Below are 23,894 nucleotides of genomic sequence, written 5' to 3' on the forward strand. Positions count from 1 at the left end.
GTATAGAATCCCAACAATACCAAAGGAATATTAATCGCGAAACCTTTCCAAGCTATGAAACTTAATAACTTAAAGGATCTGATGATCCATGAATTAAAGGATATCTATAACGCTGAGCAGCAGATTACAAAAGCACTTCCGAAAATGATAAAAGCCACCTCTTCAGAAAAACTGAAAAAGGCTTTCCAGGATCATTTGGATGTTACCGAAAAACAAATTGAGCGTCTCGACAAAGTTTTTGAAATTATTGACGAGAAATCATCCGGTGAGAAGTGTAAGGCCATGGAAGGCATCATCAAAGAAGCAGAATCTATGATGAGTGAAAAAGCAGACCCGAGCGTAATGGATGCCGCTTTAATTGCCTGCGCCCAGCGTGTAGAGCATTATGAAATAGCAGCTTACGGTACAGCTTGTACTTATGCCAAACAGTTAGGGATGGATGATGTGCTAAAACAATTGAAATTGACGCTTGAAGAAGAAAAGAAGACAGATGAGTTACTGTCTAAAATTGCTGAAAGCACCATAAACGAGCAAGCAAAGTAGTAGCTGTAAAGATGTAAGGGAAGCTCTGTACCTTCGCCTGGCCTAACCAGCAGGTAGGAAGGTAACAGAGCTTCTCCATGTATAACAGGAAAGGGTGGCCATGTAGCCACCCTTTCCTGTTATAAATCAGCTTTGGCTGCTTATTTCAGCATTTCATCTAACGTAACTGTAGAAACAGCATGGTAATTAGGACGGGCTTTGGCATAAATAGCTAAGGCCTTTTTCTTTCCTTCAGGCGTTGCAACCAAGGCTTTGTAAATCGGCACCAAAAACTTACGGCGGCCAACATTCGTCAGGAAAGTATCCATGGCTTTGTCAGCAGTAGTATAGTTATTTCGAATGGCATGTATAAACCAGGCAGCCAACACCTCTGAGTTACCAGAATTTGTGAAGTTGAAAGCCTTGTCTACTTCTGCCATCTGTTGCTGGCTCATCTGCTCTGGTAGCATTCTGATAAAGTGCAGCCACTCATGGCTGGACCAGTCTTTTATAGAAAGCTGGGCGGCAGGTTTACCGTTTTTCCAACTTTGGAAGGCTTCTTCTACTTTAGCAAAACGTGTACTGGTAGGCACTTTCACACCTTGAGGTAATCCGGGCGTGTATACCCAGCCTTCGATGTTAATTTTTTCTGCCAGTTCTGCATCGCCTTTAATCAGCTCAGCACGCAGAAAATCCAGGAACTTATCCGTATTGGTGCTTTGGAAAGCAAATGTATTGAAGTAGTTATTCACGAAGGCATCGAACTTCTCTCTTCCTACTGTATTCTCAATGTGGCGCAGGAAGAAGTTACCTTTCTCATACGCAATATCCGTTAGCCCTTCATCCGGATCACGACCTTCGAGATCTAATTTCAAGCGAGTGTCTTCACTCTCAGCACCTATATCATTGATGGTGTTAGTGAGGTCCTGATAGCCCAACACTTGTAGCATGTCCGCATAATCTTTGCCATAAAGCTCCTCCATGATACGGCGTTCAAAGTATACGGTAAAGCCTTCGTTCAACCAGAAATCATTCCAGGTAGCATTTGTTACCAGGTTCCCGCTCCAGCTGTGCGCCAATTCATGAGCAATCAGGCTGGTAAGTGACCGGTCTTTCGCTAAAACAGTAGGGGTGACAAACGTGAGGCGTGGATTTTCCATTCCTCCAAAAGGGAAAGAAGGAGGGAGCACCAGAAGGTCATATCTATCCCATCTATACTTGCCATATATCTTTTCAGCGGCGTTCAGCATTTTGTCCATCTCAGCAAACTCATATGCGGCAGCCTCTATAGTAGCTGGCTCAGCATAAATACCTGTTTGCGGCCCTACTTTTTGAAACACCAGATCACCTACCGACAATGCCATCAGGTAAGACGGGATTGGCTGCTTCATCTCAAAAGCGTACTCACCGGTACTGTTTTTCTCCACCGGGTTGCTGGCACTCATAACTGCCAGCAAGTTCTTAGGAACCTTCACCTTAGCATCGTAGGTGATACGGATCCCCGGGCTATCCTGAATAGGAATCCAGGTGCGGGCAAGTATAGCCTGCGACTGCGTGAACAGGAAAGGGTTCTTTTTGCCTGCCGTTTGCTGCGGGTTCAGCCATTGTAAAGCAGCTGCGTCCGGAGAAGTTTTATACTCGATGGTTACCTTCTTAGTATCAGGTTTTATGTTTACCATCAGCGGACGGCCCAGCACATCATTACCATCGCCCAGCGTGAAAGTGGTTTCTTCCATGCTGTCGCCCAGGTATACTTTCTCTATCTGTAGGTTGCGGGTGTCAAAGATTATCTGATCTGTACCAGTTTTGTTCTCAATTAAATAAGAAGCCTTGCCGCTTAAAACCTTCTGATCGAAATTCACATCGATGTTTAGGCTGAGGTGTTTTGCTACTGCCTCAGCAGGTTTGGCAAAACTGTGCGCATCAGCAGAGGCGCTTTCCTGAGCACGCTGTTCGGTTGTCATAGTTTCATTATCGTTGGTGGTGGTAGAGGAGGAACAAGAGGCAAGCTGAAGGCTGCCTGCTACACTTAAGCCAAGTAAACAATGGTGATAAAATCTCATATGGTTTCTTTTGATCATTTCATCGAAAGATAACTATTCTGGCCCAATAGTGAAAACTGACGCTGTTGCAAAAGCTCCAGCGCGTTTATACTTAACAAGGCATACACTTTGTATGTTATAACACTATAAGTTTAGAAAAGCAGCTGCATGCGTGTTTAAATTTTAAGCAAAGTGAGGGATCATGAAGCTTATAAGTGCAGGCAACTTTTTGTATCTTTTTGAAGTACATATAGCTGTAATGGCTGACACATTACTCCAGCAGCTTCAAAATAGTATTATATCAACATCTTTCTTTAACAGCAAAAATACTGATTAACTGTTTTGAAACTCGTTCAATCTAACAAATCGCACATGAACCCTTTTAGAATTAAAAATATCACCCTTGGCTTTATGCTTCCTCTCTCAGCAGCCTTGCTGCTTGGCTGTGGTGACGGCAACTCATCAAAAGACGGAGGCAAAGGCATAACTGACGGTTTATTTGGTGGCAAAGAATTACCACAGGCTACCACAGACAGCCTTTTTATCAAAAAATATATCAGCGATAAAAAAGAGTTTAAAGAATTTAATGACTTGATGTTTCTGTTTTACGGAGAGAGAGATTATAGCCTGGCCTGGTTCCGGAACAATGAACTTGTTCCTGAAACAGAAAAATTCATCAATGTTGTAAATAAGGCTTCGAAAGAGGGCTTAAACCCGGCAAGCTACAAGGTGGTAGACCTGGAGCAAATGATCCAGAAGTACAAGCAACTGGATGCAAATGACTCCACCAGGCTTGCCCTGCAAGAGGAGATAGACGTAGCACTTACTGCCTCCTACTTTAACTATGCCTCCGACTTCTACAGAGGCCGTGCAAACCCGCAATTGGATGCCGGAAGTTCGCAGTGGGATGTGAAGCGGAACAAAATCAAATTACACAAGGCACTGCAAACTATTTTAAAGGAGCGTGACAGTACCTACCCCTACTATGAGTTTGAAGCACTACATGCTGGCTATACCCGCCTACGTGATAAACTACAGGAATACAGAGCGCTGGAAGCAAAAGGCGGATGGCCCAAAATTGAGCTTGGAAACCGTAAGGTGCTGGAGCAGGGAGACTCTGCTGCTGCCATTATAGCGTTACGTAAACGACTGAACCCAGGAAAACAGATAGCAGCCAATGATCCGAAAATGCGCGTGTATGACGCAGACCTGGTGAAACAGGTAAAGCACTTTCAAATGCTACATGGGTTAAAAGAAGATGGCGCTGTTGGCGGCAACACCCTTGCCCAACTGAATGTACCTATCTCTCAACGCATTGATCAGATCATGATCAACATGGAGCGCTGGCGCTGGATTCCGAAGCGTTTGGTGCCTAAAAAGTTAGACCAGAAATACATTTGGGTAAATATCCCTGAGTATAAAATGTACATCTACGAAGATCCGAATAACGACCCGGAAGCGGAGCGTCAGTATAAAAAAACGATGGAGATGCGCGTTATAGTTGGTAAGACACTAAACTCTACACCAATTTTCAGCGATAAGCTGGAGTATGTAGTAATGGCCCCATACTGGAATGTACCTAACAGTATTGTTCAGAACGAGATAAAGCCAAAGATGATCAGCAACCCAGGTTATCTGGATCGCAACAACATGGAGATTGTAACCAAGGATAAAGATCCTCAAGCAGTTTCTCCATCTTCCATTAATTGGAGCGAAGTAAATGAAGCCAACTTTGCTTACCGTGTGCGACAGAAACCAGGACCGAAGAATTCTTTGGGTATGATTAAATTCCTGTTCCCGAACGAATATGCGGTATACTTGCATGATACACCAGCTGATGCGCTATTTAGCCAGACAGAACGAAACTTTAGCCATGGCTGCGTACGTGTTGAAAAGCCAGTGCAGCTGGCGAGCTATTTACTGGAGGATATGCCAGAGTGGAACGAGCAGAAAATACGGGAGACCATGACAACAGGTGAAGAAAAATGGGTAACGCTGCCGAAGCAGGTGCAGGTATACCTTGTTTACTTCACTAGTTGGGTTGATGAGAAAGGAGAGATACACTTTAGGGAAGATATTTATGGGCATGATAAAACGCTAGCTAAAGAGTATTTTGAATAAGACATACATCGGAGCAGCCGCTAAGCTGCTCCGATTCATTTTTAATTGAAGCCTTTCGATGAAATCTAAATTAATATTTACTGCGCTTTGGTTGCCATTAATGCTTTGTTCATGCAACCAACCTGAGGCAGATGGAAACCTTGCTAAAGTAGCTGGTACGCTGAGCGATACAGCCACGGCATCAAGTGCTCCTTTAAACGATACTACCTTATTACCGATAGCAGAAGTTACTTTAAGAGCGTTGGGTAATACATTAGAAGAAATAAAATATGACCAGGATACCCTGGAGGTAAAGGCAGGTGCACACGTTAAACTTACATTTGTAAACGAAGGCACAGATATGCCTATGGTACATAATGTGGTATTCACAACTCCCGGAAATGTTGAACCAGTTGCCTTGGCTGCAGCAGAAGTAGGAGCCTCCGGAAACTATGTACCTGCTTCATCTGCTGTGCTGGCAGCATCGCCTATGGCTTTACCAGGCCAAACAGTAGAGATGGAATTTACTTCCCCAACCAAGAAAGGGAATTATGGCTTTGTGTGTACCTATCCGGAACACTGGAACAAAATGCATGGCGTACTGGTGGTGAAGTAAGCCACCCTTTAGCTTAGATGAAAAGAGGCAGGCGAATTTCGTCTGCCTCTTTTCATTAAGCCTTAATCTGACAGCATAGGCAGACATGACAAAGAAGCCCCAACAGCTCGCTCAGAAAGCGAATCTCTCTTTCATTACTTCACTTACACTAGTATAGTAGCTTGATAATATGAGGATTGTGGACAACTCGAGTTATCCACAACCCTAACTTATAGCACTGCCATTGTGTCACAATGAATATTCTCAATGCTATGGGCAAAGAGGCAGAGAGGGGGTATAATATACTTGAGCAGAAATGTATCTTGCTTCTAAAGCTAACATTGGCTACATTGGTATACTATTGTTTTTCAGACTGATACATTTGTAAACTCACGTTATACATTTCTATACTGTTTTAATATGATTGACAGAATAAAGCAACTAATGGAGTATAAGAGCTTGAGCTCTACTCAATTTGCAGATGCTATTGAAATACCAAGAGCAACAGTTAGTCATATATTAAGTGAGCGGAACAAGCCAAGCCTGGAAGTAATCATGAAAATAGCCAGCACCTACAGGGACGTAAGTATAAATTGGCTCATGCTTGGCGAAGGCGCTATGACTGCAGCAAATGCAGCTACCCCTGCTGTCGCTGCACCAGAAATTACCTCGGATCATACAGTAGATAGCCAACCGGCAACAGTAAAAACCGCTAACATAGCTACTGCAGCAAATAAGCAAGTACAGCAGATCGTTATTTTTTACTCCGACAATAGCTTCACTGCCTATACGCCTGGTTAGTTTACCTTTGCTTTACCCACAGCAGGAGCAAATCTCTACTGACACTGCCTCATGCAGCAGAGAAAGCTTTTAGCAAATCCCTCATAAGTAAAGCACAAGATGAAAAGCGCTACCTTTTGCTCAGTAAATCAATAGTATAGCATGGCGCTCGACCTATCCTACAACAATCTGCTGCAAGTATAAGTACATTGGCAATAGAACCTGTAACAGCTTAAACACAGCCCCTATGGATCGCATTTTGAGTCGGATAAAATTTGCCTACAGTTACATCATCAACAGCATAGGTTTTTATCCCACGTTAATTTCCTTATTCTTTTTCGGGCTGGCTTTATTGATGCTATTTCTGGAGTCGCATGGGCTAAGCAAGCAGTTTCAGGATGACCTGCCTTTCATGATCATCACTGATGAGGCAACGGCAAGGTTAATTCTTTCCTCTATCACAACCGGCATAATCTCGCTTACTGTTTTCAGCTTTACGATGGTGATGCTGGTGCTAAACCAGGCAAGTGCCAATTTCACTCCGCGTGTAATACCGGGGCTGATCTCACACAAATCAAACCAACGGGTACTGGGGCTATACTTAGGCACCTTAATCTACACGCTGGTGATCATGGTTAACATACATGCAGAGTATTATAGTATACCGCTACCTGGTTTTTCTATTTTCCTGTCCATGTGCTTTACTATCCTCTGCCTTAGCTTTTTTGTTTACTTCATTCACTCTATCTCTCAGTCTATTCAGATTGAAAGTATACTGGAAGGCATTTACCACGTCACCACTCAAAGGCTCAACAAAGAAATTAAAAATGATAAAGGCCATCTTGTACCGAATGTCTTTACAACTCATAAAGATTGGTACCCGGTTCTCAGCCCCGAAACAGGATACTTACAAAGCCTGGACCAGGAAAGAATTTTAGAAATTTGCTGCGAATACGATGTGGTGCTTTATTTTGACCATCCTCTCGGCAATTTTGTAGTGCAGGGGGTGCCTTTTGCACGCGTTAACAAGAGCCTGGAAGACATAGAAGGTTTCGTAAAAAAGCTTTTCTCGCATACTGATTTCTTTAGAGAGGAGCGGCCGAGTGTTAACTATCTTTTTGGCTTTAAGCACATAACCGAAAGCGCAGTGAAAGCACTTAGCCCCGGCATTAATGATCCTGGTACTGCCATCAAAGCCATCGATTACTTAACCGCACTCTTTTCGCTAAGAATGAATCTAACCGATGATAAGATCTTATATGATGAAAAGGGAGCTGCCCGTATTCGATTCGAACATGAAAGCTTTGGCGAATTATATAATCTCAGCTTAGGCCCGATTCGTCTGTACGGCAAGGGCAGCAGCGTAATAGTACTGCGCCTGCTGTATTTGCTGCAAAGCCTGCTGTATAAAGTACAGGCTTATCCGCACCTAAAGCAAGTCCTTTACCAGGAGACTAACTTGCTGATGCACGATGCAGACAAAGAAATCCATAACCCGGGCGATCGGCAAAAGATAAACCAGCAGGTGTTAGCGATAAACAATATGCATGTGCTGGACCGGGCTATCCCGCTGTTGAAGGCTGAGCTGTAGCTATATTCGCAGGAATATTATATTTTTGCAGCAAGCCTACCTTTACCATATGCTCTTGCAATCCCTTAAAAAGCTGCTGGATAACATCTTTAACATCCAGCACGAAACAGATGAGCCGGGTACTATCCGGGAGATAAACGACAAAATTCCTATTCGTGGTAACAACACCTGGATGCTCATCTGCTCCGCCATGCTTGCCTCCATCGGCCTTGACACCGGTTCAGGGGCCGTGATTATAGGGGCCATGTTAATCTCGCCCCTTATGTCGCCCATACTTGGGGTTGGTCTTTCGGTTGGTATAAACGACCGGGAAATGCTGGTGGATTCTCTAAAGAACCTGGCTTTAGCTGCCGTCGCAGGGCTTATTGTGAGTGCCTTATACTTCAGCGTAACACCGCTTGGCGAGCCTACAAATGAGCTTCTGGCACGTACACAACCTACGCTACTGGATGTGCTGGTGGCTATATTTGGTGGTGTGGCCGGCATTATATCCATCTCCCGGTCTGACAGATCAAACGCTATACCTGGTGTGGCCATTGCCACGGCTTTAATGCCTCCGCTCTGTACTGCCGGCTATGGGCTGGCCTCTGGCAGAATAGATTTCTTTTTTGGAGGATTCTACCTTTTCTTCATCAACGCTGTATTCATCAGCCTTGCCACCTATATGATTGTGAAGTACCTGCACTTCCACACAAAATCTTATGTAGATGCGGCAAAGCAAAAGCGTGTAGCACAAATAATGGTGGTAATGCTGGTAATCGTTTTGTTGCCCAGCATTTACTTCCTCTATAATGTATACATAGGGGTTAAAACCAGAAAGCAGATTGAGAACCTGATTATTACAGATTTTATTGAACGGAATAACGAGGTGCTTAAATGGGAAGTACAGCATACAGATTCGCTGAAATACATAAAGATTTACAGTGTCGGGAAGCAGGTAGATGAACAATTAGTACAACATTATAATGACGTGCTGACGGATAACAACCTGGAGAAGTATAAAATAAGGCTTGTTCAGCTTGACGTGTCACCTGAAGAGGTGCAGCAGATTGCTTATGACATTACCCACAACTTAACACAGGACATGCTTAAAACCATGGAGCTGCAGAAGCTACAGGAGCAGAGGACAGACAGTGTGCGCCGCCAGCAGGTAATGCTGACAAAAGGCAGTGCTACGCAGGATCTTAGAATGCTGTTTCCGGAGATTCAGAAAGTGCAGGTAGGAGAGATGGTGACTACATCAAGCCCAACAAAGCCTGATACGGTTACATTGGTGATGATTGATTGGGTGAAGCCTGCAAAGGCAGAGACAGCTACAGCAAAAAGCAAAGCAGCAGAGCAGAAGCTTAGGGCAGCACAGGTAAAAGAATATGAATCACGCATTAAAGGCTATCTGCGCTACAAGCTTCAGCGGGATTCTGTGCAGGTTGTATCAACGTTCTGATAGTTGATGGCTCCTATTGTTTATGAAGGTCCTTTACCCCCTAAATCAGCGACATGTATAAATTTACGTAAACGGAGCTAGTATAGCTTGCATAGCAACCTTATGAACCGAAAAAACTCTTTAAAGCATAAGCTTTATACTATAATTTTTGAAGCAGAGACGCCTGCAGGCAAAGCGTTTGATGTTGTTTTACTGGTTCTGATTCTGAGCAGCGTTCTAGTTGTGTCCTTGGAGAGCGTGGCAGGGTTGCGGCACGATTACCTGCCATACTTCATTTCGTTAGAGTGGGGGTTTACACTGCTTTTTACAATAGAATACTTGCTTCGAATCTACGCTACGCCTAAACCTATAAAGTATATTTTTTCTTTCTTTGGCTTAGTCGATCTACTGTCCATCATTCCAACTTACCTGAGTCTGCTTATAATAGGCAGCCAATACTTGTTGGTGGTACGCGTACTGCGTCTGCTGCGGGTAGCACGCATCTTTAAGCTGACGCGCTTTATAAATGAAGGACAGCAGCTTTCCAGTGCACTCAGGGCAAGTGTTACCAAAATAATTGTATTTATAAGTACTGTTCTGACGCTGGTGGTCATTATAGGCTCTGTGATGTATATTATAGAAGGAGAGGCCAGTGGCTTTACAAGCATACCTACCAGTATTTACTGGGCCATTGTGACTTTAACTACAGTTGGCTATGGTGACATTGCGCCTGCTACAGCCTTAGGCCAAATACTAGCCAGTTTTGTAATGATTATGGGTTATGGCATTATAGCCGTTCCGACAGGTATCGTTACAGTAGAGCTATCTAAATCTGCCCGGGAGCAGGCAACAACCCGCGTTTGTGCCAACTGCCATCAGGAGGGGCACCCACTCCAAGCTAACTACTGCTATAACTGCGGCTACGAGCTTCCCGATCAGAAAAGCTGATTAATTTACCTGATGATAATAGTATGATACGTAACGCCATAGCCGCCCCACACCCCAAGACCGCCATTGATGTTGGAGCGTGTGATATTTGGTGAACCTATCGGGCTTCCGTTACTGTTTTGCTCAGCCTCTAAACTGCTCCAGAAGCGGTAGTGAGGCAGGTCTATTGCGGCCCAGCGTATCGTAACGGTATCGCCTTTCCCAAAATAACTGTACAAGTCTTCATTGATTTCTGTCTGACCCTTAGGCTCTCCACGGTCCAGCGGGTAATCAATTGTTGAGCCATTCACCAGCTCATCGTTAAAAACAGAAGCAAAAAGACCGGGATAAAATGGCTCATTGTTGCGCTTGGTAAAGTATCGGATGCTGTTACCGATGGTATCCGGATCAGCATAACGATAGTATAACGTCCGCAAGCTATCCTGCGCAGGATCAGGATGCGGTACTGTCCAGACAGAATCAATGGGGTTAAGCTGCGGAATAGTGGTAACAGCAGAAAGTGTTCTGCCTTCATAGTTGATCTGAAGACGGTACCCTTTCCCTACTTCTCCTACAAGCTCATCGGTTGTATATACATAGAAGATAAAGTTGCCGGATGCCTGAAGCAAAGCAGGATTAACACCAAACTGAACAGATAGTGCTTGCTTAAAATCTTCAGAGAAAGCCACTGAAGGCACTTCGTTTAAAGTGTAGGTTTTACCATCTGCACTTACTGTGACTTCTGCATTGTGCACAAAGCTTTCTTGCAGGCTTTCTAACGATATACTTGAAAATACAGGCACTGTGCGCGTAAGTATAACAATAGGGGGAGCACCCTGCTCTATATGCCCTTCCACCACCAGCTTTTCCTCGCCTTTCGGCAGATCGATGGTTATGTCTTCTTCACAGCTGGAGAGCAGCGCAAGGTTAAGTAGGGCGAAAAAAAACTGTAGTTTATTCATCTCTATTTCCAACTAAAATTGAAGGTAACGGACGGAAGCGGAAAAGGAACAATAGACACTTTTTTAGCTTGCAGCTTTACGTCAGAGCTAAACGCATCGCCTTCGTTATCGATGTAGTACAGGTAAGGGTTTCTGCGGCCATACACGTTGTAGACAGAGAAAGTCCAGCTGTTCTCTATATTTTTCCATTTCTTACCCTCCAGCGTGGCCGACAAGTCCAGGCGGTGCGTGGGCTCCATTCTAAAGCTGTTGCGTGCTCCGTACTGGTAATTTACTGTCCCCTCCAGAATATAGCGGCGCTCCGGCATGGTGGTAGCTTCCCCGGTTCCGTACACAAAGCTGCCGCCAAAGGTCCAGCGGTCGTTATACTTGTAGCTGCCCACCAACGACAGATCGTGCCGGCGGTCGTAGCGGGCCGGAAATGTTTCGCCTTCATTCAGCTGTGGAAAATTACGTGTGGTGCGAGAGAGTGTATAGCCTACCCAGCCTTGTAAGTTGCCATAGTTTTTACGCATAAACAGCTCAACCCCATAAGACCTGCCGCTGCCGCTCACAAATTCGTATTCAAGATCGCGGTTACTTGGGCCTGGCGCAAACCCCTCCCGGTACTCCAGCTGGTTTTCCAGGTCTTTGTAGTATACTTCTACTGATCCTTCGTACTGGTTGTCCTTAAAACTCTTAAAGTAGCCTAAAGCGTACTGAGTGGCAAACTGTGGCTCTACAATGGCAGAGCTTGGCACCCAAACATCCAGTGGTAAAGTGGTATAGGCATTCGATACCAGGTGCAGGTATTGTGCAGAGCGAGAAACGGCAGCTTTCACAGAACTGCTTTTGCTGAGCTCATATCTTACTGATGCACGCGGCTCCCAGGCATTGTAAGAAGATACCTTCTCACCGGAGCCATAGCTCGTAGAGTCGGTTACAATCTGGTTCTCATTAAAGCGATACAGGTCAAATGGGCCTAGTTGTTTAAAGTAACTATGCCGAATACCTAAGCTAAGCAGCAGTTTGTCAGTTAAATAAACATCGTCAGAAACATACAAGGCCGTTTCGTGGGCATACTTGGTTAATATTCGATTTGTGCTGAACGTGGCTCCTTCTAATCCTTCTGCCTCTCCAGTACGCGGGCGAAGCTTATGATAGGTATGCTGCACGCCATACTGTATATGATGCAAGGCATTTGGTTTATAATCAAAATCAACATGTGCACTGTAATCGCGCACCCCTGTTTGTAAAACCGTGTTAAAACCAGCAAAATCCCAGGTAAACTCAAAGTCATACTTACTCATTATACCAGAGACATTCATCTCTAGCTTATCATTAAAAGCATGGTTCCACATTGCCGTGGCGCTGGTATTGCCCCAAAAAAACTCTGACGTAAAGCGCCCGTCCGATAAGGTAAATGCACCTACATCACGGCCATAATACCCGCTCAAGTATAAATTGTCTTTCTCTGAAAGCCTGAAGCTTAATTTACCGTTTAGGTCGTAAAAATAATATGGAACGCCTCCCTGCTCTGAGTTCTTCAAGAAAGGATTCATCAAAACATCCACATAGGTGCGCCTTCCGGAAAGTATAAAGGATGCTTTATCTTCTATGATAGGCCCCTGCACTGAAAGCCTTGAAGCAACCAAACCGATGCCACCATCTGCTCTAAAATCATTGAAGTCTCCATCTTTCAAGCCAATATCAAGTATGGAGGAGAGGCGGCCACCGTATCGGGCGGGCATATTCCCTTTGATGAGCGTAGTACTGCCGATGGCATCACTGTTGAAAACCGAAAAGAAGTTGAACAGGTGCCCCGGGTTGTATACGGTTGCCTTGTCCAAGGTAACTAAATTCTGATCGGAGCCGCCGCCGCGCACGTAGAAGCCAGTACTTCCTTCGCCCGCCGATTTCACACCGGGCATCAGTTGGATAGTTTTCAGTATATCTACTTCGCCAAAAATAGCCGGTAGCGTTTTGATAGTTTCGAGCGGAAGGTCCAATTGGCCCATCACTGCTGTCTCGACTATGGGAGGCTGGCGCTTCGCCACAACTTCTACTTCCTGTACGCCATAGGCTGTGGGTGCTAGGTTAAAATGCTGCGTAGTGTTTTGTGCAAGCCTCAATGGCTGCTGTTGATCATCATACCCAATATACTTTGCCACAACCATATAAGCACCAGCAGGTGCAGTAAAGCTATACCTGCCGTTTGCATCTGTAACGGCTCCAGAGCCCAGGCGCTCCTGCAGAAAAACAGAAGCGCCCGTCAGCGCTTCGCCTGACGCGGCATTCAGCACACGTCCGGATAAAGTATAAACTGCCTGGGCAGCCGCTGGATTTGCCCGCAGGCACAGCAACCCCAGAAGAAGTACAAATGTTAGATAGCTCGTTCGCAAACCTTTATGCTGAAAAATGACTACTGATGCAACAGTAACAGGCACCAAAGGTTTAACGTCGGAAGTAAGGGTATTTGTTTACAAGTATAGGATAGGCCAGGGAGCAGAGATAGGCCATAAAAGAACCTAATAATGCTCCTAACAGTACGTCCCCCGGAAAATGTGCGCCTAAGTATATTCTGCTGTAGGTAACCACTACCGCCCATGCCACCAGCACTATTTTGAAGATAAGGTAGCGGTCGGAGAGGACAAGGTTGAAAAACACGGCTAAAGCAAAAGTATTGGCCGCATGAGATGAGATAAACCCAAACCTACCGCCGCAACCATCCGCCATACTAATAAATTCTGAAAGCGTAGGATCATGGCAGGGGCGCAGGCGCATGAAGTATGGCTTCATGATACCGGAGGCAATAAAATCAGACAAGCCAATGGCCACAATTACCAGCAGCAGCAGCAGTATACTTTTGCGGCGGTAGCGCCAGACCAAGTATAGAACCAGGGCCAGGTAAAAGGGAATCCACACTAATTTTTCAGACATGAAAATCATCACAGCATCCCAGAATGGACTGTGCATGTCGTTTAGGTACAGGAAAATTTCTTTATCCAGCTGCTCCAATTGCTCCATCTCTATTTACCAGTCTCAAGCCAGTTTATTTCTTTTTTCAGAGATTGCAGGGTTTGCTCTTCCGGGCTGCCGGGTTCCGGGGTAAAGTTGTAGATCCAGGAGGCATGGGTTGGCAAACTCATCAGGATTGACTCTATACGTCCTTTGGTCAGTAAACCGAACTTAGTGCCACGGTCATACACCAGGTTAAACTCTACGTAGCGCCCACGGCGCATCAACTGCCATTGCTTCTCGCGCTCACCGTAAGGCAAATCACGGTTCTGATTTATGATGGAAGTATAAAACGGCGCAAACGCATAAGCTACATCATGTACAAAAGCAAGACGGTCTTCCATGCAAAACTCATCGGTTACAGAAAGTCTGTCGAAGAATATACCACCTACACCTCGCGTTTCTTCGCGGTGCTCGTTAAAGAAATAATCGTCAGCCCATTTCTTGAACTCAGGATAATAGCTTGGGTGATGCTTATCACACACTGCTTTCATCTGTTCATGAAACTCTCTCGCTTGTTTTAGATCTGTATAGATAGGAGTAAGGTCTATGCCTCCGCCAAACCAGGCCTGGCCGTTGCCGGCTTCAAAGTAGCGCACGTTCATGTGCGTGATAGGCACCATCGGGCTGTGTGGGTGCATAACCACCGAAACACCTGTGGCAAAATAAGATGGATCCGGCATCTGCAGCATTTTCAGGAATGCAGGCGAAAGCTCCCCTTGCACAGCAGAAAAGTTCACGCCACCTTTCTCCAGCACATTTCCCCCTTCTATCACGCGTGTATTCCCGCCACCGCCGCCTTCGTGTTGCCAGGTTTCTGAACTGAAAGTTGCCCCGCCATCACAGGTTTCCAGCGCATGGCAAAGGTCTGACTGGAACTGGCGCATAAACGCCTCTACTTTTTCTCTAAACATATTCTTTAGACGCTAGATGTTAGACGTTAGATATTAGACTAGTGGATAAAAGATAAAGGACAGAAGGTTTCAGAGAGCTTTTCCTCTGTATCAAGTACAAATGCAACAAGCAATTTCGATCCCTCAAAGCTTGTTGCTGCCTAGCACTCATTTTAGTTCCCTTGTCTAGAATCTAACGTCTAACATCTAGCGTCTTTAAATTTTGCCATAAAATTACCGATTATCCTGCGTTTTGCCGAACGCATTTGCTATTTACTTGAAAGCTTAAAATTTGTAAATTCGGGCAAACCTTAAAACACACTATGTCTAAAGATACCCTGGAAGCCACTAAACTTGATCTGGAATTACTCAAAAAGGCTTACCGACTAATGATTACAGCCAAAACCCTGGCTGATACTTACGAAGAAAACAAAGCTATTTGCAGTAAATATGTACATAGCACCTCCCGTGGCCATGAAGCCATACAACTGGCGGCTGCACTGCAACTAAAGCCTTACGACTTTGCCTCGCTTTACTACCGCGATGATTCTATGTTGTTGGGTATAGGCATGCAGCCCTACGAGCTTATGCTGCAGTTAATGGCCAAAGCAGATGATCCGTTTTCTGGTGGGCGCACATATTACGGGCACCCATCCCTGAAACGCGAAGGCTTTCCGACTATTCCTCATCAAAGTTCTGCCACAGGTATGCAGGCAATTCCGGCCACAGGTATGGCTCACGGAATAGCTTACCTGGAAGGGCAGGGGCTGCTGAAAGGCGAGGAGAAACCGATTGTAATTTGCTCTTTGGGTGATGGTTCCGTAACGGAAGGTGAAGTTTCTGAAGCTTTTCAGATGGCGGTCTTAAAAGGCCTGCCAATTATTTACCTGATACAGGATAATGACTGGGGAATTTCTGCCACAGGCAAAGAGATGCGCGCTATGGATGCATTCGAGTTTGCTGCCGGCTTTAAAGGCATGGAGCGCCTGCGCGTAAACGGATCTGATTTCGAAGAGTCTTATGAAGGTATGCGCGTGGCCATTGAGTATGTACGCAAGGTGCGTCGCCCGATTTTGGTGCATGCCAAAGTACCGCTGCTCGGTCATCATACTTCGGGCGTACGTCGTGAATGGTACCGTGGCGACAACCTGCAGCAGCATAGCGTAGATGATCCCATTCCTAAACTCCGTGAGGTGCTGCTAGATGCAGGCTTATCTGTGGATGAGATAAAGCTATTGGAACAGGAAGCTAAAAGCACTGTGGCTGCAGATTATGAACGTGCTCTTAATGCTCCAGATCCTGATCCTGCTTCTTTTGATGAACATGAATTTGCGCCAACGCCAATCACTGAAGAGAAAGGGGAACGCAGCCCAGCTGGAGCCGAAAAGGCCATCATGGTGGATGCTGCCTTGCATGCCGTAGATGATATTCTGAAAACCTACCCGGAAGCGCTTTTTTATGGTCAGGACGTAGGCGGTGAGTTGGGTGGCGTGTTCCGTGAGGCTGCCTTACTGGCTAAAAAGTATGGCGATGCACGTGTGTTCAACACTCCGATTCAGGAAGCTTATATAGTTGGTTCAACCGCTGGCATGTCGGCTGTAGGAGCCAAGGCCATTGTCGAAATCCAGTTTGCCGATTATATCTGGCCAGGTATTAACCAGTTGGTGGAAGAGCTTTCCAAAAGCTGCTACCTGTCTAATGGGCAGTTCCCGATTCAGTCTGTTATACGGGTTCCGATAGGAGCTTATGGCGGCGGCGGGCCTTATCATTCGGGAAGTATAGAATCAACGCTGCTGAATATTCGTGGAATCAAAGTGGTGTTCCCAAGCAACGCCGCAGACATGAAAGGTTTGATGAAGGCCGCTTTCCTGGACCCGAACCCAGTGGTGATGCTGGAGCATAAAGGCATCTACTGGTCTAAAGTGCCGGGAACTGAAGATGCTAAAACGGTAGAGCCGGATGAGAATTATATTTTACCTCTTGGCAAAGCTAACGTGGTGCAACAGGCCAGCGAAGAAGAAATGCGCATGGGCAACAGCATGACGATTATAACTTATGGCATGGGTGTGTATTGGGCGAAGACAGCTTCTAAGCAATTTAAGGTCAGTGTCGAGATTATAGACCTTCGCACCCTGAACCCACTGGATTACGATACTGTACGCGCCTCAGTAGAACGCCATGGTAAAGCTTTGATACTAACAGAAGAGCCTTTGATGAACTCATTTGCAGAATCGCTGGCTGGCCGCTTGTCTAAAGATTGTTTCCAAAAGTTGGATGCGCCTATCTATACATTGGGTGCGGCTAACTTACCTGCCATTCCGCTGAATGTAGAGCTGGAAAAAATGATGCTGCCAAACGCTGATAAAGTAGCGGCCAGGATAGAAGAGTTACTGAATTATTAATTGCTTCAGCTTACTGCTGCTAATTATGGCAGTAAAGCCAGCAACCATAACCATACATTACATTCTTCTTAAGCACGCTCAATCGTGACATAAAAAAAGCCTTACCAAATTGGTAAGGCTTTTTTTATGAAAACAGGAGGTATAATTAATTCTTAATAAAGCTAATAGTCTGCTGCAGGCGCTGCCCCTGTAAGCGAAGCACATACTTGCCGTTGGTCAGGTTACTAAAGTCAAGCTGCTGCTCCACTTCTGTATTCAGCTGCAATTGCTTTACTACGCGGCCATCCATACTGATGATGGAGATGGTGTACATACCTGTTGGCAGGCTGCTCATATTCAACTTAGCCAAGCCAGAAGTAGGGTTTGGATAGAGTATAGCAACTGCTTTGGAGTTGATTCCATTGACAACCTCCACAGCTACAACTGTGCTATACTTAAATGTGCCATCTGTATCTACTTGTTTTAAACGGTAATAAACGGTTCCCAGTGGAGCATTTGCATCAACCATACTATAATAAACAGTAGAATGGCTATTGAGAGCACCTTTGATTGAGCCTACCATAGTAAAGCTTTTGGCATCCTCGCTACGTTCTATCACAAAGCGCTCGTTATTTACCTCAGAGGCAGTGGCCCAGTTTAATATTACGCCATCTTTCTGCGCTTTTGCAGTAAACTTAATCAGCGTAACAGGCAATGGTGCTAATACAAATCCGTCTCTATAGTTCATTTCTTTATTTGCGTTAAGCTGATACCTTACCGGCGTACCCGATGTTCTTGCGTCAAATAGATCAACAAGGCCATCATTATTAGAATCGAAATAATAAGCGTTTCCTGGTTCCATAAAATTTAATATGCCGTTTTTGTTATCATCTTCCATCCAATCTGGGAGACCGTTTTTATTTGTATCCAGCGTAGGATACTTGTTGTCTGTAAAGTAAGAGGCCCTAAGAATCAGATCGTCAAAAGATTTACCATCTTCATTATCATCAAAAGACTCCTCTGTATCCGTCTTAGAGTCGTTGTCACTGTCGATGTCAATATAGTCTGCGAATCCATCTTTATCGGTATCAACCACGGCACTGGATATACCGCCTGCATCCGGGTCAAAAGCATCATCTAATCCATCTCGGTCAATATCTATGTTAGATCGGGTACGGTAACCAGCGGTAGTTTGCGCTTCCATTACATCTGGCAAACCATCGTTATCAGAATCGATGTCAAACATGTCTTTCAAACCGTCTTTATCTGAATCTGGCACCGGATATTTGCTTATACCACTGTTAGCACTGGTTTGCACCAGCACGGGCATACCATTGGCACTCACACTTCCTGTTAAGATTCCTTTGGTGGCGTTGTACCCATATTCAACCGGCGCAACTCCAGCATTCGCCTCTATGGCATTTGTGATACCATCTCCATCAAAATCACTATCAAGTGAGTTGATGATACCATCCAGGTCAGTATCGAACCAGTCGTTTATACCGTCCCCGTTAACATCTACAAAAGCTTTGCCTCCCGGATACACATAGGATGGGTCATAGTAGTTTAAGAGCCCATCACCGTTCTCGTCTCCGTAAGGGTCTACACCACCAGAAGCATCTTTGTCGGTAATACCATCATTGTTGTCGTCTATGTCATCAAAATCATTTACACCGTCCCCATCTCGGTCACCTGTGATGGTGATAGTGACACTTTGGGTAGTTATCCCGTTGTATTTGTCTGTTGTTTCTATTGTTGCTGTGTAAACACCGGGTCTCAAAGAGAAATTATCGGTCACCACCTGCACGCCTGAAGGTTGAAGCATGGTACCGGCAGGTATGCTGCCGCTAATGATGCGCGCAAACGTTATCTCGCCATCAGCATCAGTAGAGAAGGCTAAAATGTCGCCCTTCTGGTAGTCATAAAAGTTTTTAGCCGCATTGATTGTAAACGTAGCTGGTCTATCCTGCACCAGAATTACACTGCTCGTTCTGTTATTGCCAGTCTGGTTGTTTTGCCCGTTCGGATCATATTCACTAGAAAAGCTTTTATAGGCATAATTTGTCATGGAGCCGGTTCTGTTTGGTACTACCGTTAGCTCCAGTAAGGCTGTAACACCGTTTGCCAGCTCAGCTATTGACCAGCTTCCAGAAACCGGATCGAATGAACCAATTGAAGTGGTAGCGCTCACGTACATGAGGCCAGCAGGAAGCTGCTCTATAATGGCAACTCCAGTAGCGGCATCAGGCCCCAGGTTTCTCGCTTTTATAGTTATAGTGAAGGGCTGGTCTACATATTTATTTCCACTAGCCACTACAGTAGACATCTCTATATCGGCAGATTTCTCGGCAGTTATACTTGCGGATGCGCTGTTATTGCTTGCAACATGGTCATACTCTTTTTCCATCGTCACTTTTGCCAGCATGTTTATCGTGGCATCAGTAGTGGGTATAACTGTGATGCTTAAAGTCTGTGGCTGGTTAGGCAGTACATCAGAACCTAGCGACCAGATGCCTGTAGCGCTGTTGTATGTACCTAAAGTTGCCGTTGAACTTACAAATGTCAATCCTGCAGGAATAATATCCTCTATCATAACATTGGTGGCAGCATCTGGCCCCAGGTTAGTTAGTGTTACCGTAAATGTGGTCGGCTGACCTTTATAGTATGGCCCTGCAGCTACTGTGTGCTTTACTTCCAAATCAGCCGAAGGCAATACATTTAACAGCGCAACTGATTTATCGTTTTCAACTGTCGGGTCATACTGATCTCCTGCTGTTTTATGACCGCCTAAATTCACACGTCCAGTGGCTGTAGGAATAGCATTTACGATCACAGTTTTAGAAGCGCCGGGCTCTAACTCGCCTACGTTCCATTCTCCAGTATAAGGGTCATAACCCATACCTGGTGTAAAGCCTATGAATCTAACCATATTTGAACGTGAGTCGATACCAGCTACACCCGTAGCTTTGTCCGGACCGTTATTGGTTACCGTGAAGGTGAAGGTAGCTGTAGTGACGCCATTATAGTATTTGCCGTCCGGGCTATTGCTGGTAACACTCATGCTTGTAGCAATATCAGCTAACTTGTTAACATGTATCGTCTCACTGTCAGTATCGACACCAGCATTAGTACCCTGGCTTTCGGCAAGTGTTCTTAAACTACTGGAGAAGGTATGGTTTACCTGTTCGGTGGCTGACGCAGTGGCAGCAGGTTTAGGTGTAGCCACAAGTATAAGTTCTGTAAAGGCACCCGATGAAAGAGAACCTACAGTCCAGATTCCACTAGCTGCATCATAAGTCCCGATAGTAAGGTCTGAACTCACATACTGCATAGTGGCGGGCAGCAAAGCATTCAAAGATAGATTAGTCGCCAAATCAGGACCTAAGTTATCGACGCGCACTTTAAAGGTTACTGGCTGGCCGGTATAATAAGTGCCTTCTATTTTTGTAACATCTATGGCTATGTCTGCCGTTATTTGTCCAGTACCAGAAGTAATACTATTGGAAGCCCTGTTGTTACCACTTACGTTATCGTACTCTGCGTGTGTCTGCGAAGCGGTTGTGGTGATTACATCACTACGGTTGATAGTGGCATTCAATGTTAGTGTAGCAGAAGCACCATTGGCTAAGCTGCCAACCGTCCAATAACCTGTACTTGCGTCATACACCGCTGAGCCGTTTGTTGCTGTGTAGCTGTTGAAGGTTAAAGAAGCTGGCAGCTTATCTGTCACTATCACGTTAGTAGCTGTACTTGGGCCATTATTTTTCACAACCACAGTGTAGGTTACCAGATCACCGTTTTTATAAGAGCCACCAACAGGGGCCGACACAGTGTTAGTAACAGCTACATCTGCGGTAGGGCTAACCGTAACGGTGCTGGTTGCACTGTTATTGGTTGATATCCTATCAAACTCGGTGTGCGTTTGTGTGTAGGTAAGGGAAATGCTACCTGTATTTTTTGGTCTGGCCGTAATAGTAAGCGTCTGGTTTGTTCCATTTACCACAGTACCTACTGTCCACTTGCCTGTTGCCAACTCAAACGTACCCATGGTAGGACTGCCACTGATAATTTCTAAACCGGCTGGCAGAACAGAGCTTAAACTAACGTTTGTTGCATTGTTAGGCCCATCGTTAAAAGCTTTGATCGTGTAAGTGATAACATCATTCTGATTAGGCGTAGCAGTAGACACTTCATTGGTAACACGCACGTCGGCTGAGGCTGCCACTGTAATGGTGTTAGAAGAAGTGTTGTTAGAGGAGTTGTCGTCTACCTGATGTCCTGCTCTTGAACCTAAGCTGGCGGTTGTGGTGATAGTACCCAGGGCCGAAGCTCTTGCAGTAATTGTGAGCGTTTTTGTTTCGTTCAATGCCAGATCACCTACCGACCATACTCCTGTGCTGGCACTATAGGCAGCAGAGGAAGCACTCACAAAAGTTAACCCTGCCGGCAATTGGTCAGTAACAGACACGCCTGTGGCCGCGTTTGGCCCAAGGTTTTTAGCGGTTATAGTATAGGTAACCAGGTCGCCGTTATTATAGGTGGTGGCAGGAACCGTGTTCTTTACCTCTATATCTGCGGCAGCAACCACTGTGATAGTTGCCGTCTGAGCATTATTATTGACATTGCTGTCTGTTTGCTGCACGGCAGTCACTTTAGCTTCTGTGCTGATAGTGCCTAATACTTTAGGTGTGGCTGTAATCGTGAGCGTGCGCGAGCCACCCATACTTATATCACCGACCGTCCATACTCCGGTTGAAGCATTATAGGTACCTGCAGAAGGAGTTGCGCTTACAAGTGTAAGCTTAGTAGCATCTAACAGATCTGTCAAAGAAACGCCTGTAGCCGTCTGTGGGCCGTTGTTTGTTAAAGTAACTGTATAAGTGAAAGGCTTGCCGATAATATATGGCGCAGAGGCAGCTGTGTTTGTAACAGCAAGGTCTACAGAGCAATCATACGAATATACCACACTCTGATTAATAGAGTTGGTATAGCCGTAGGTCCAGGTGTTAACCGTATAAAGGTCTCCAGCTGTGGCACTGGCTGCACCCCATCTGTGCTCACCTCCGCTTGTAGCAGAAGGGTCAGTAGTTGTTCCGATACCAAAAAGTTGAGTCTGAGGGGCAGGAAACCGGGATGTAGAAAGCTTGGAATCATCCCAATACAGCTCACTATTGTAGCTGAAAGTAGTTTGGCCTGGTTGCAAAGGGCGAACATCACCTACTCTAAAACCATCGAGGTTAGTTTCAGCATCCCACATTGGGAAATTCACAGGCGCACTGCCATTTTTAAAGCGATAGTTGATGGTAGTTCCTGAAGGCACTTTCTGCCCAAAGCCATTTAACCCATTCCATTCAATAATGCGCGCACCACTTGGGCCAGATTGCTCCAATAGTACGTCGGCCGTACCTGGCTGATAGCCTGCAGTTCCATTAAGGTCCACCAGCACCAACATAGTACTTGCCTCTGAGCTATTACCATTAAAAGTGACAGCACCTGAATTGGTAGTAGAACTACTGCAGTAGGAGCCGATGTTCATACTGAAAGTAGGGGCTATAGCACTAGGCCACAGCTCCGGGTCAGGATTGTTCACGAAGTTGTTATACTCCGGATAGTCAGTGTTGCTAGTCTGGCTTTTTCTTCTTTCTGCAAAGGATGTACCTACAGATGTGTTAGAACCAAATTTATTCGTCACAAACCGGAAAAAGTTCTGAGGAGCAATGCCGGCGAGTTCAAGCTTTTTTACATAAAACCTACCGCTTTGTGTTTCACTTGGTATCAGCGGAAACATGTCAAAGTATTTTGAAAACACGTTGCTGGTGCCACCTGCCGAGAAAGACCACAATTTACTATACAGACGTCCTGGCTTTTCAACGTTATTGGCATCTACAACAGTAAAATCCCAAAAGTCATACACAGAGAAGCGCTGTCCATCGCTCATATTCGATTCCCCCACCTGATTAAATTCAAAGAAGTAATCACGTATACCTGCTGTGGAAGGACTCGCTATAGATATACTTGGATATCCGTTTGTAACACCAGACCTGTTTGGCCCGGCGGTAGCCTGCGCTGCTGTTGAAATCACACCCGCTTGACCATCTACTAGTAGCATTGCTCTAGTTGAACTAGTGTTTGCCGTAAGGGTATAGGTGTTTACAGTTACTATTGTACCATTAGCATCTCTATACTTTACAGTGATATTCAAATTGCCTTGATTACCTGTGCCTTGGTCATGGGTTGTGCGGTGCACACCGAAATGCAGACGCTCTCCCGGCTTAACTTTAACATATAGCCGGTGGTCTTCGGAATAAGTGGCTCCATTGTAATTAAAGCCGGGCGACTTCAGAAAACTCAAGGATGTTGGACCTACACCAGTATTAGACGCAAAGTTTGCATCATGCGAAAGAAAACCTGCACGTGTGTTGTTCGGATCTGTCAGCGCTAAATTGTTGGAATTTGGTGTTAACTGTTTTGATCCTTCCGCACGAACAAGCAAAGGCATCAGCAACAAGAGCGCAAATAGGAGATGGAGCGTTTTTTTCATAATCGACTAATATTGTCAGAGCACTTGCTCTTGATAGTTCTTACTCAGGAGCAGGAAGTCAAGCCTAATGCCAAGTATTAGCCGATTTCAATATGGAATTTGCTTAATTAGGAATGGAGATTCTTTTTCATGTTTTCTAT

Annotated in this window: 14 protein-coding genes; 8 read left to right on the top strand and 6 right to left on the bottom strand. The window is 45.3% G+C overall.

All coding sequences use genetic code 11. The features are described 5' to 3' along the window. Positions 1–54 precede the first annotated feature (54 nt). A complete protein-coding gene (locus tag ACFQ2O_RS07850; RefSeq protein ID WP_377525241.1) occupies positions 55–543 on the top strand; it encodes a YciE/YciF ferroxidase family protein in 489 nt (162 codons plus the stop codon). A gap of 140 nt (positions 544–683) precedes the next feature. On the opposite strand, the gene ACFQ2O_RS07855 is transcribed toward ACFQ2O_RS07850, so the two are convergent. Then, a complete protein-coding gene (locus ACFQ2O_RS07855; protein ID WP_377525243.1) occupies positions 684–2,486 on the bottom strand; it encodes a M1 family metallopeptidase in 1,803 nt (600 codons plus the stop codon). 420 nt (positions 2,487–2,906) lie between these two features. Here ACFQ2O_RS07855 and ACFQ2O_RS07860 point away from each other — a divergent pair, with 420 nt between their 5' ends. From ACFQ2O_RS07860 to ACFQ2O_RS07885, 6 genes are all read left to right on the top strand, one after another. Then, the gene (locus ACFQ2O_RS07860; RefSeq protein ID WP_377525247.1) at positions 2,907–4,685 is read left to right on the top strand and encodes a L,D-transpeptidase family protein; all 1,779 of its coding nucleotides are present in this window, start codon (positions 2,907–2,909) and stop codon (positions 4,683–4,685) included. A 58-nt stretch (positions 4,686–4,743) separates the two neighbouring features. After that, positions 4,744–5,280, top strand: a complete 537-nt coding sequence (locus ACFQ2O_RS07865; protein WP_377525252.1) for a plastocyanin/azurin family copper-binding protein — start codon at positions 4,744–4,746, stop codon at positions 5,278–5,280. A 399-nt stretch (positions 5,281–5,679) separates the two neighbouring features. After that, entirely contained in the window at positions 5,680–6,060 is a 381-nt protein-coding gene (locus tag ACFQ2O_RS07870) for a helix-turn-helix transcriptional regulator (protein WP_377525255.1), read from the top strand. 226 nt (positions 6,061–6,286) lie between these two features. Next, positions 6,287–7,630, top strand: coding sequence for a DUF2254 domain-containing protein (locus ACFQ2O_RS07875; protein WP_377525258.1), 1,344 nt, complete (start codon positions 6,287–6,289; stop codon positions 7,628–7,630). 55 nt (positions 7,631–7,685) lie between these two features. Then, the gene (locus ACFQ2O_RS07880; protein ID WP_377525261.1) at positions 7,686–9,074 is read left to right on the top strand and encodes a TIGR00341 family protein; all 1,389 of its coding nucleotides are present in this window, start codon (positions 7,686–7,688) and stop codon (positions 9,072–9,074) included. 102 nt (positions 9,075–9,176) lie between these two features. Next, positions 9,177–10,001, top strand: a complete 825-nt coding sequence (locus ACFQ2O_RS07885; RefSeq protein WP_377525264.1) for an ion transporter — start codon at positions 9,177–9,179, stop codon at positions 9,999–10,001. A gap of 5 nt (positions 10,002–10,006) precedes the next feature. Here ACFQ2O_RS07885 and ACFQ2O_RS07890 read toward each other — a convergent pair whose 3' ends face one another. Genes ACFQ2O_RS07890 through hemF form a run of 4 tightly spaced genes read right to left on the bottom strand, consistent with a single transcriptional unit; the run spans position 10,007 to position 14,853 of the window. Beyond that, positions 10,007–10,942, bottom strand: a complete 936-nt coding sequence (locus tag ACFQ2O_RS07890) for a DUF4249 family protein (protein ID WP_377525268.1) — start codon at positions 10,940–10,942, stop codon at positions 10,007–10,009. A gap of 2 nt (positions 10,943–10,944) precedes the next feature. Next, positions 10,945–13,323 carry a TonB-dependent receptor gene (locus ACFQ2O_RS07895; protein WP_377525271.1) on the bottom strand — a complete coding sequence of 793 codons (2,379 nt, stop codon included), beginning with the start codon at positions 13,321–13,323 and terminating at the stop codon, positions 10,945–10,947. A gap of 52 nt (positions 13,324–13,375) precedes the next feature. Next, positions 13,376–13,948: a phosphatase PAP2 family protein gene (locus ACFQ2O_RS07900; RefSeq protein ID WP_377525274.1), complete on the bottom strand. Its 573-nt coding sequence runs from the start codon at positions 13,946–13,948 to the stop codon at positions 13,376–13,378. Between the two features lie 2 nt (positions 13,949–13,950). Continuing rightward, positions 13,951–14,853 (bottom strand): oxygen-dependent coproporphyrinogen oxidase, encoded by a 903-nt coding sequence (gene hemF / locus ACFQ2O_RS07905; RefSeq protein WP_377525277.1) that lies wholly within the window; start codon positions 14,851–14,853, stop codon positions 13,951–13,953. 302 nt (positions 14,854–15,155) lie between these two features. Here hemF and ACFQ2O_RS07910 point away from each other — a divergent pair, with 302 nt between their 5' ends. Then, a complete protein-coding gene (locus tag ACFQ2O_RS07910) occupies positions 15,156–17,234 on the top strand; it encodes an alpha-ketoacid dehydrogenase subunit alpha/beta (protein WP_377525280.1) in 2,079 nt (692 codons plus the stop codon). A gap of 145 nt (positions 17,235–17,379) precedes the next feature. Here the strand turns inward: ACFQ2O_RS07910 and ACFQ2O_RS07915 are convergent, their stop codons facing one another. Then, positions 17,380–23,754: a T9SS type A sorting domain-containing protein gene (locus tag ACFQ2O_RS07915; protein ID WP_377525283.1), complete on the bottom strand. Its 6,375-nt coding sequence runs from the start codon at positions 23,752–23,754 to the stop codon at positions 17,380–17,382. Positions 23,755–23,894 lie beyond the last annotated feature (140 nt).

It is taken from the genome of Pontibacter rugosus, from assembly GCF_042678745.1.
GTDB lineage: Bacteria > Bacteroidota > Bacteroidia > Cytophagales > Hymenobacteraceae > Pontibacter > Pontibacter rugosus.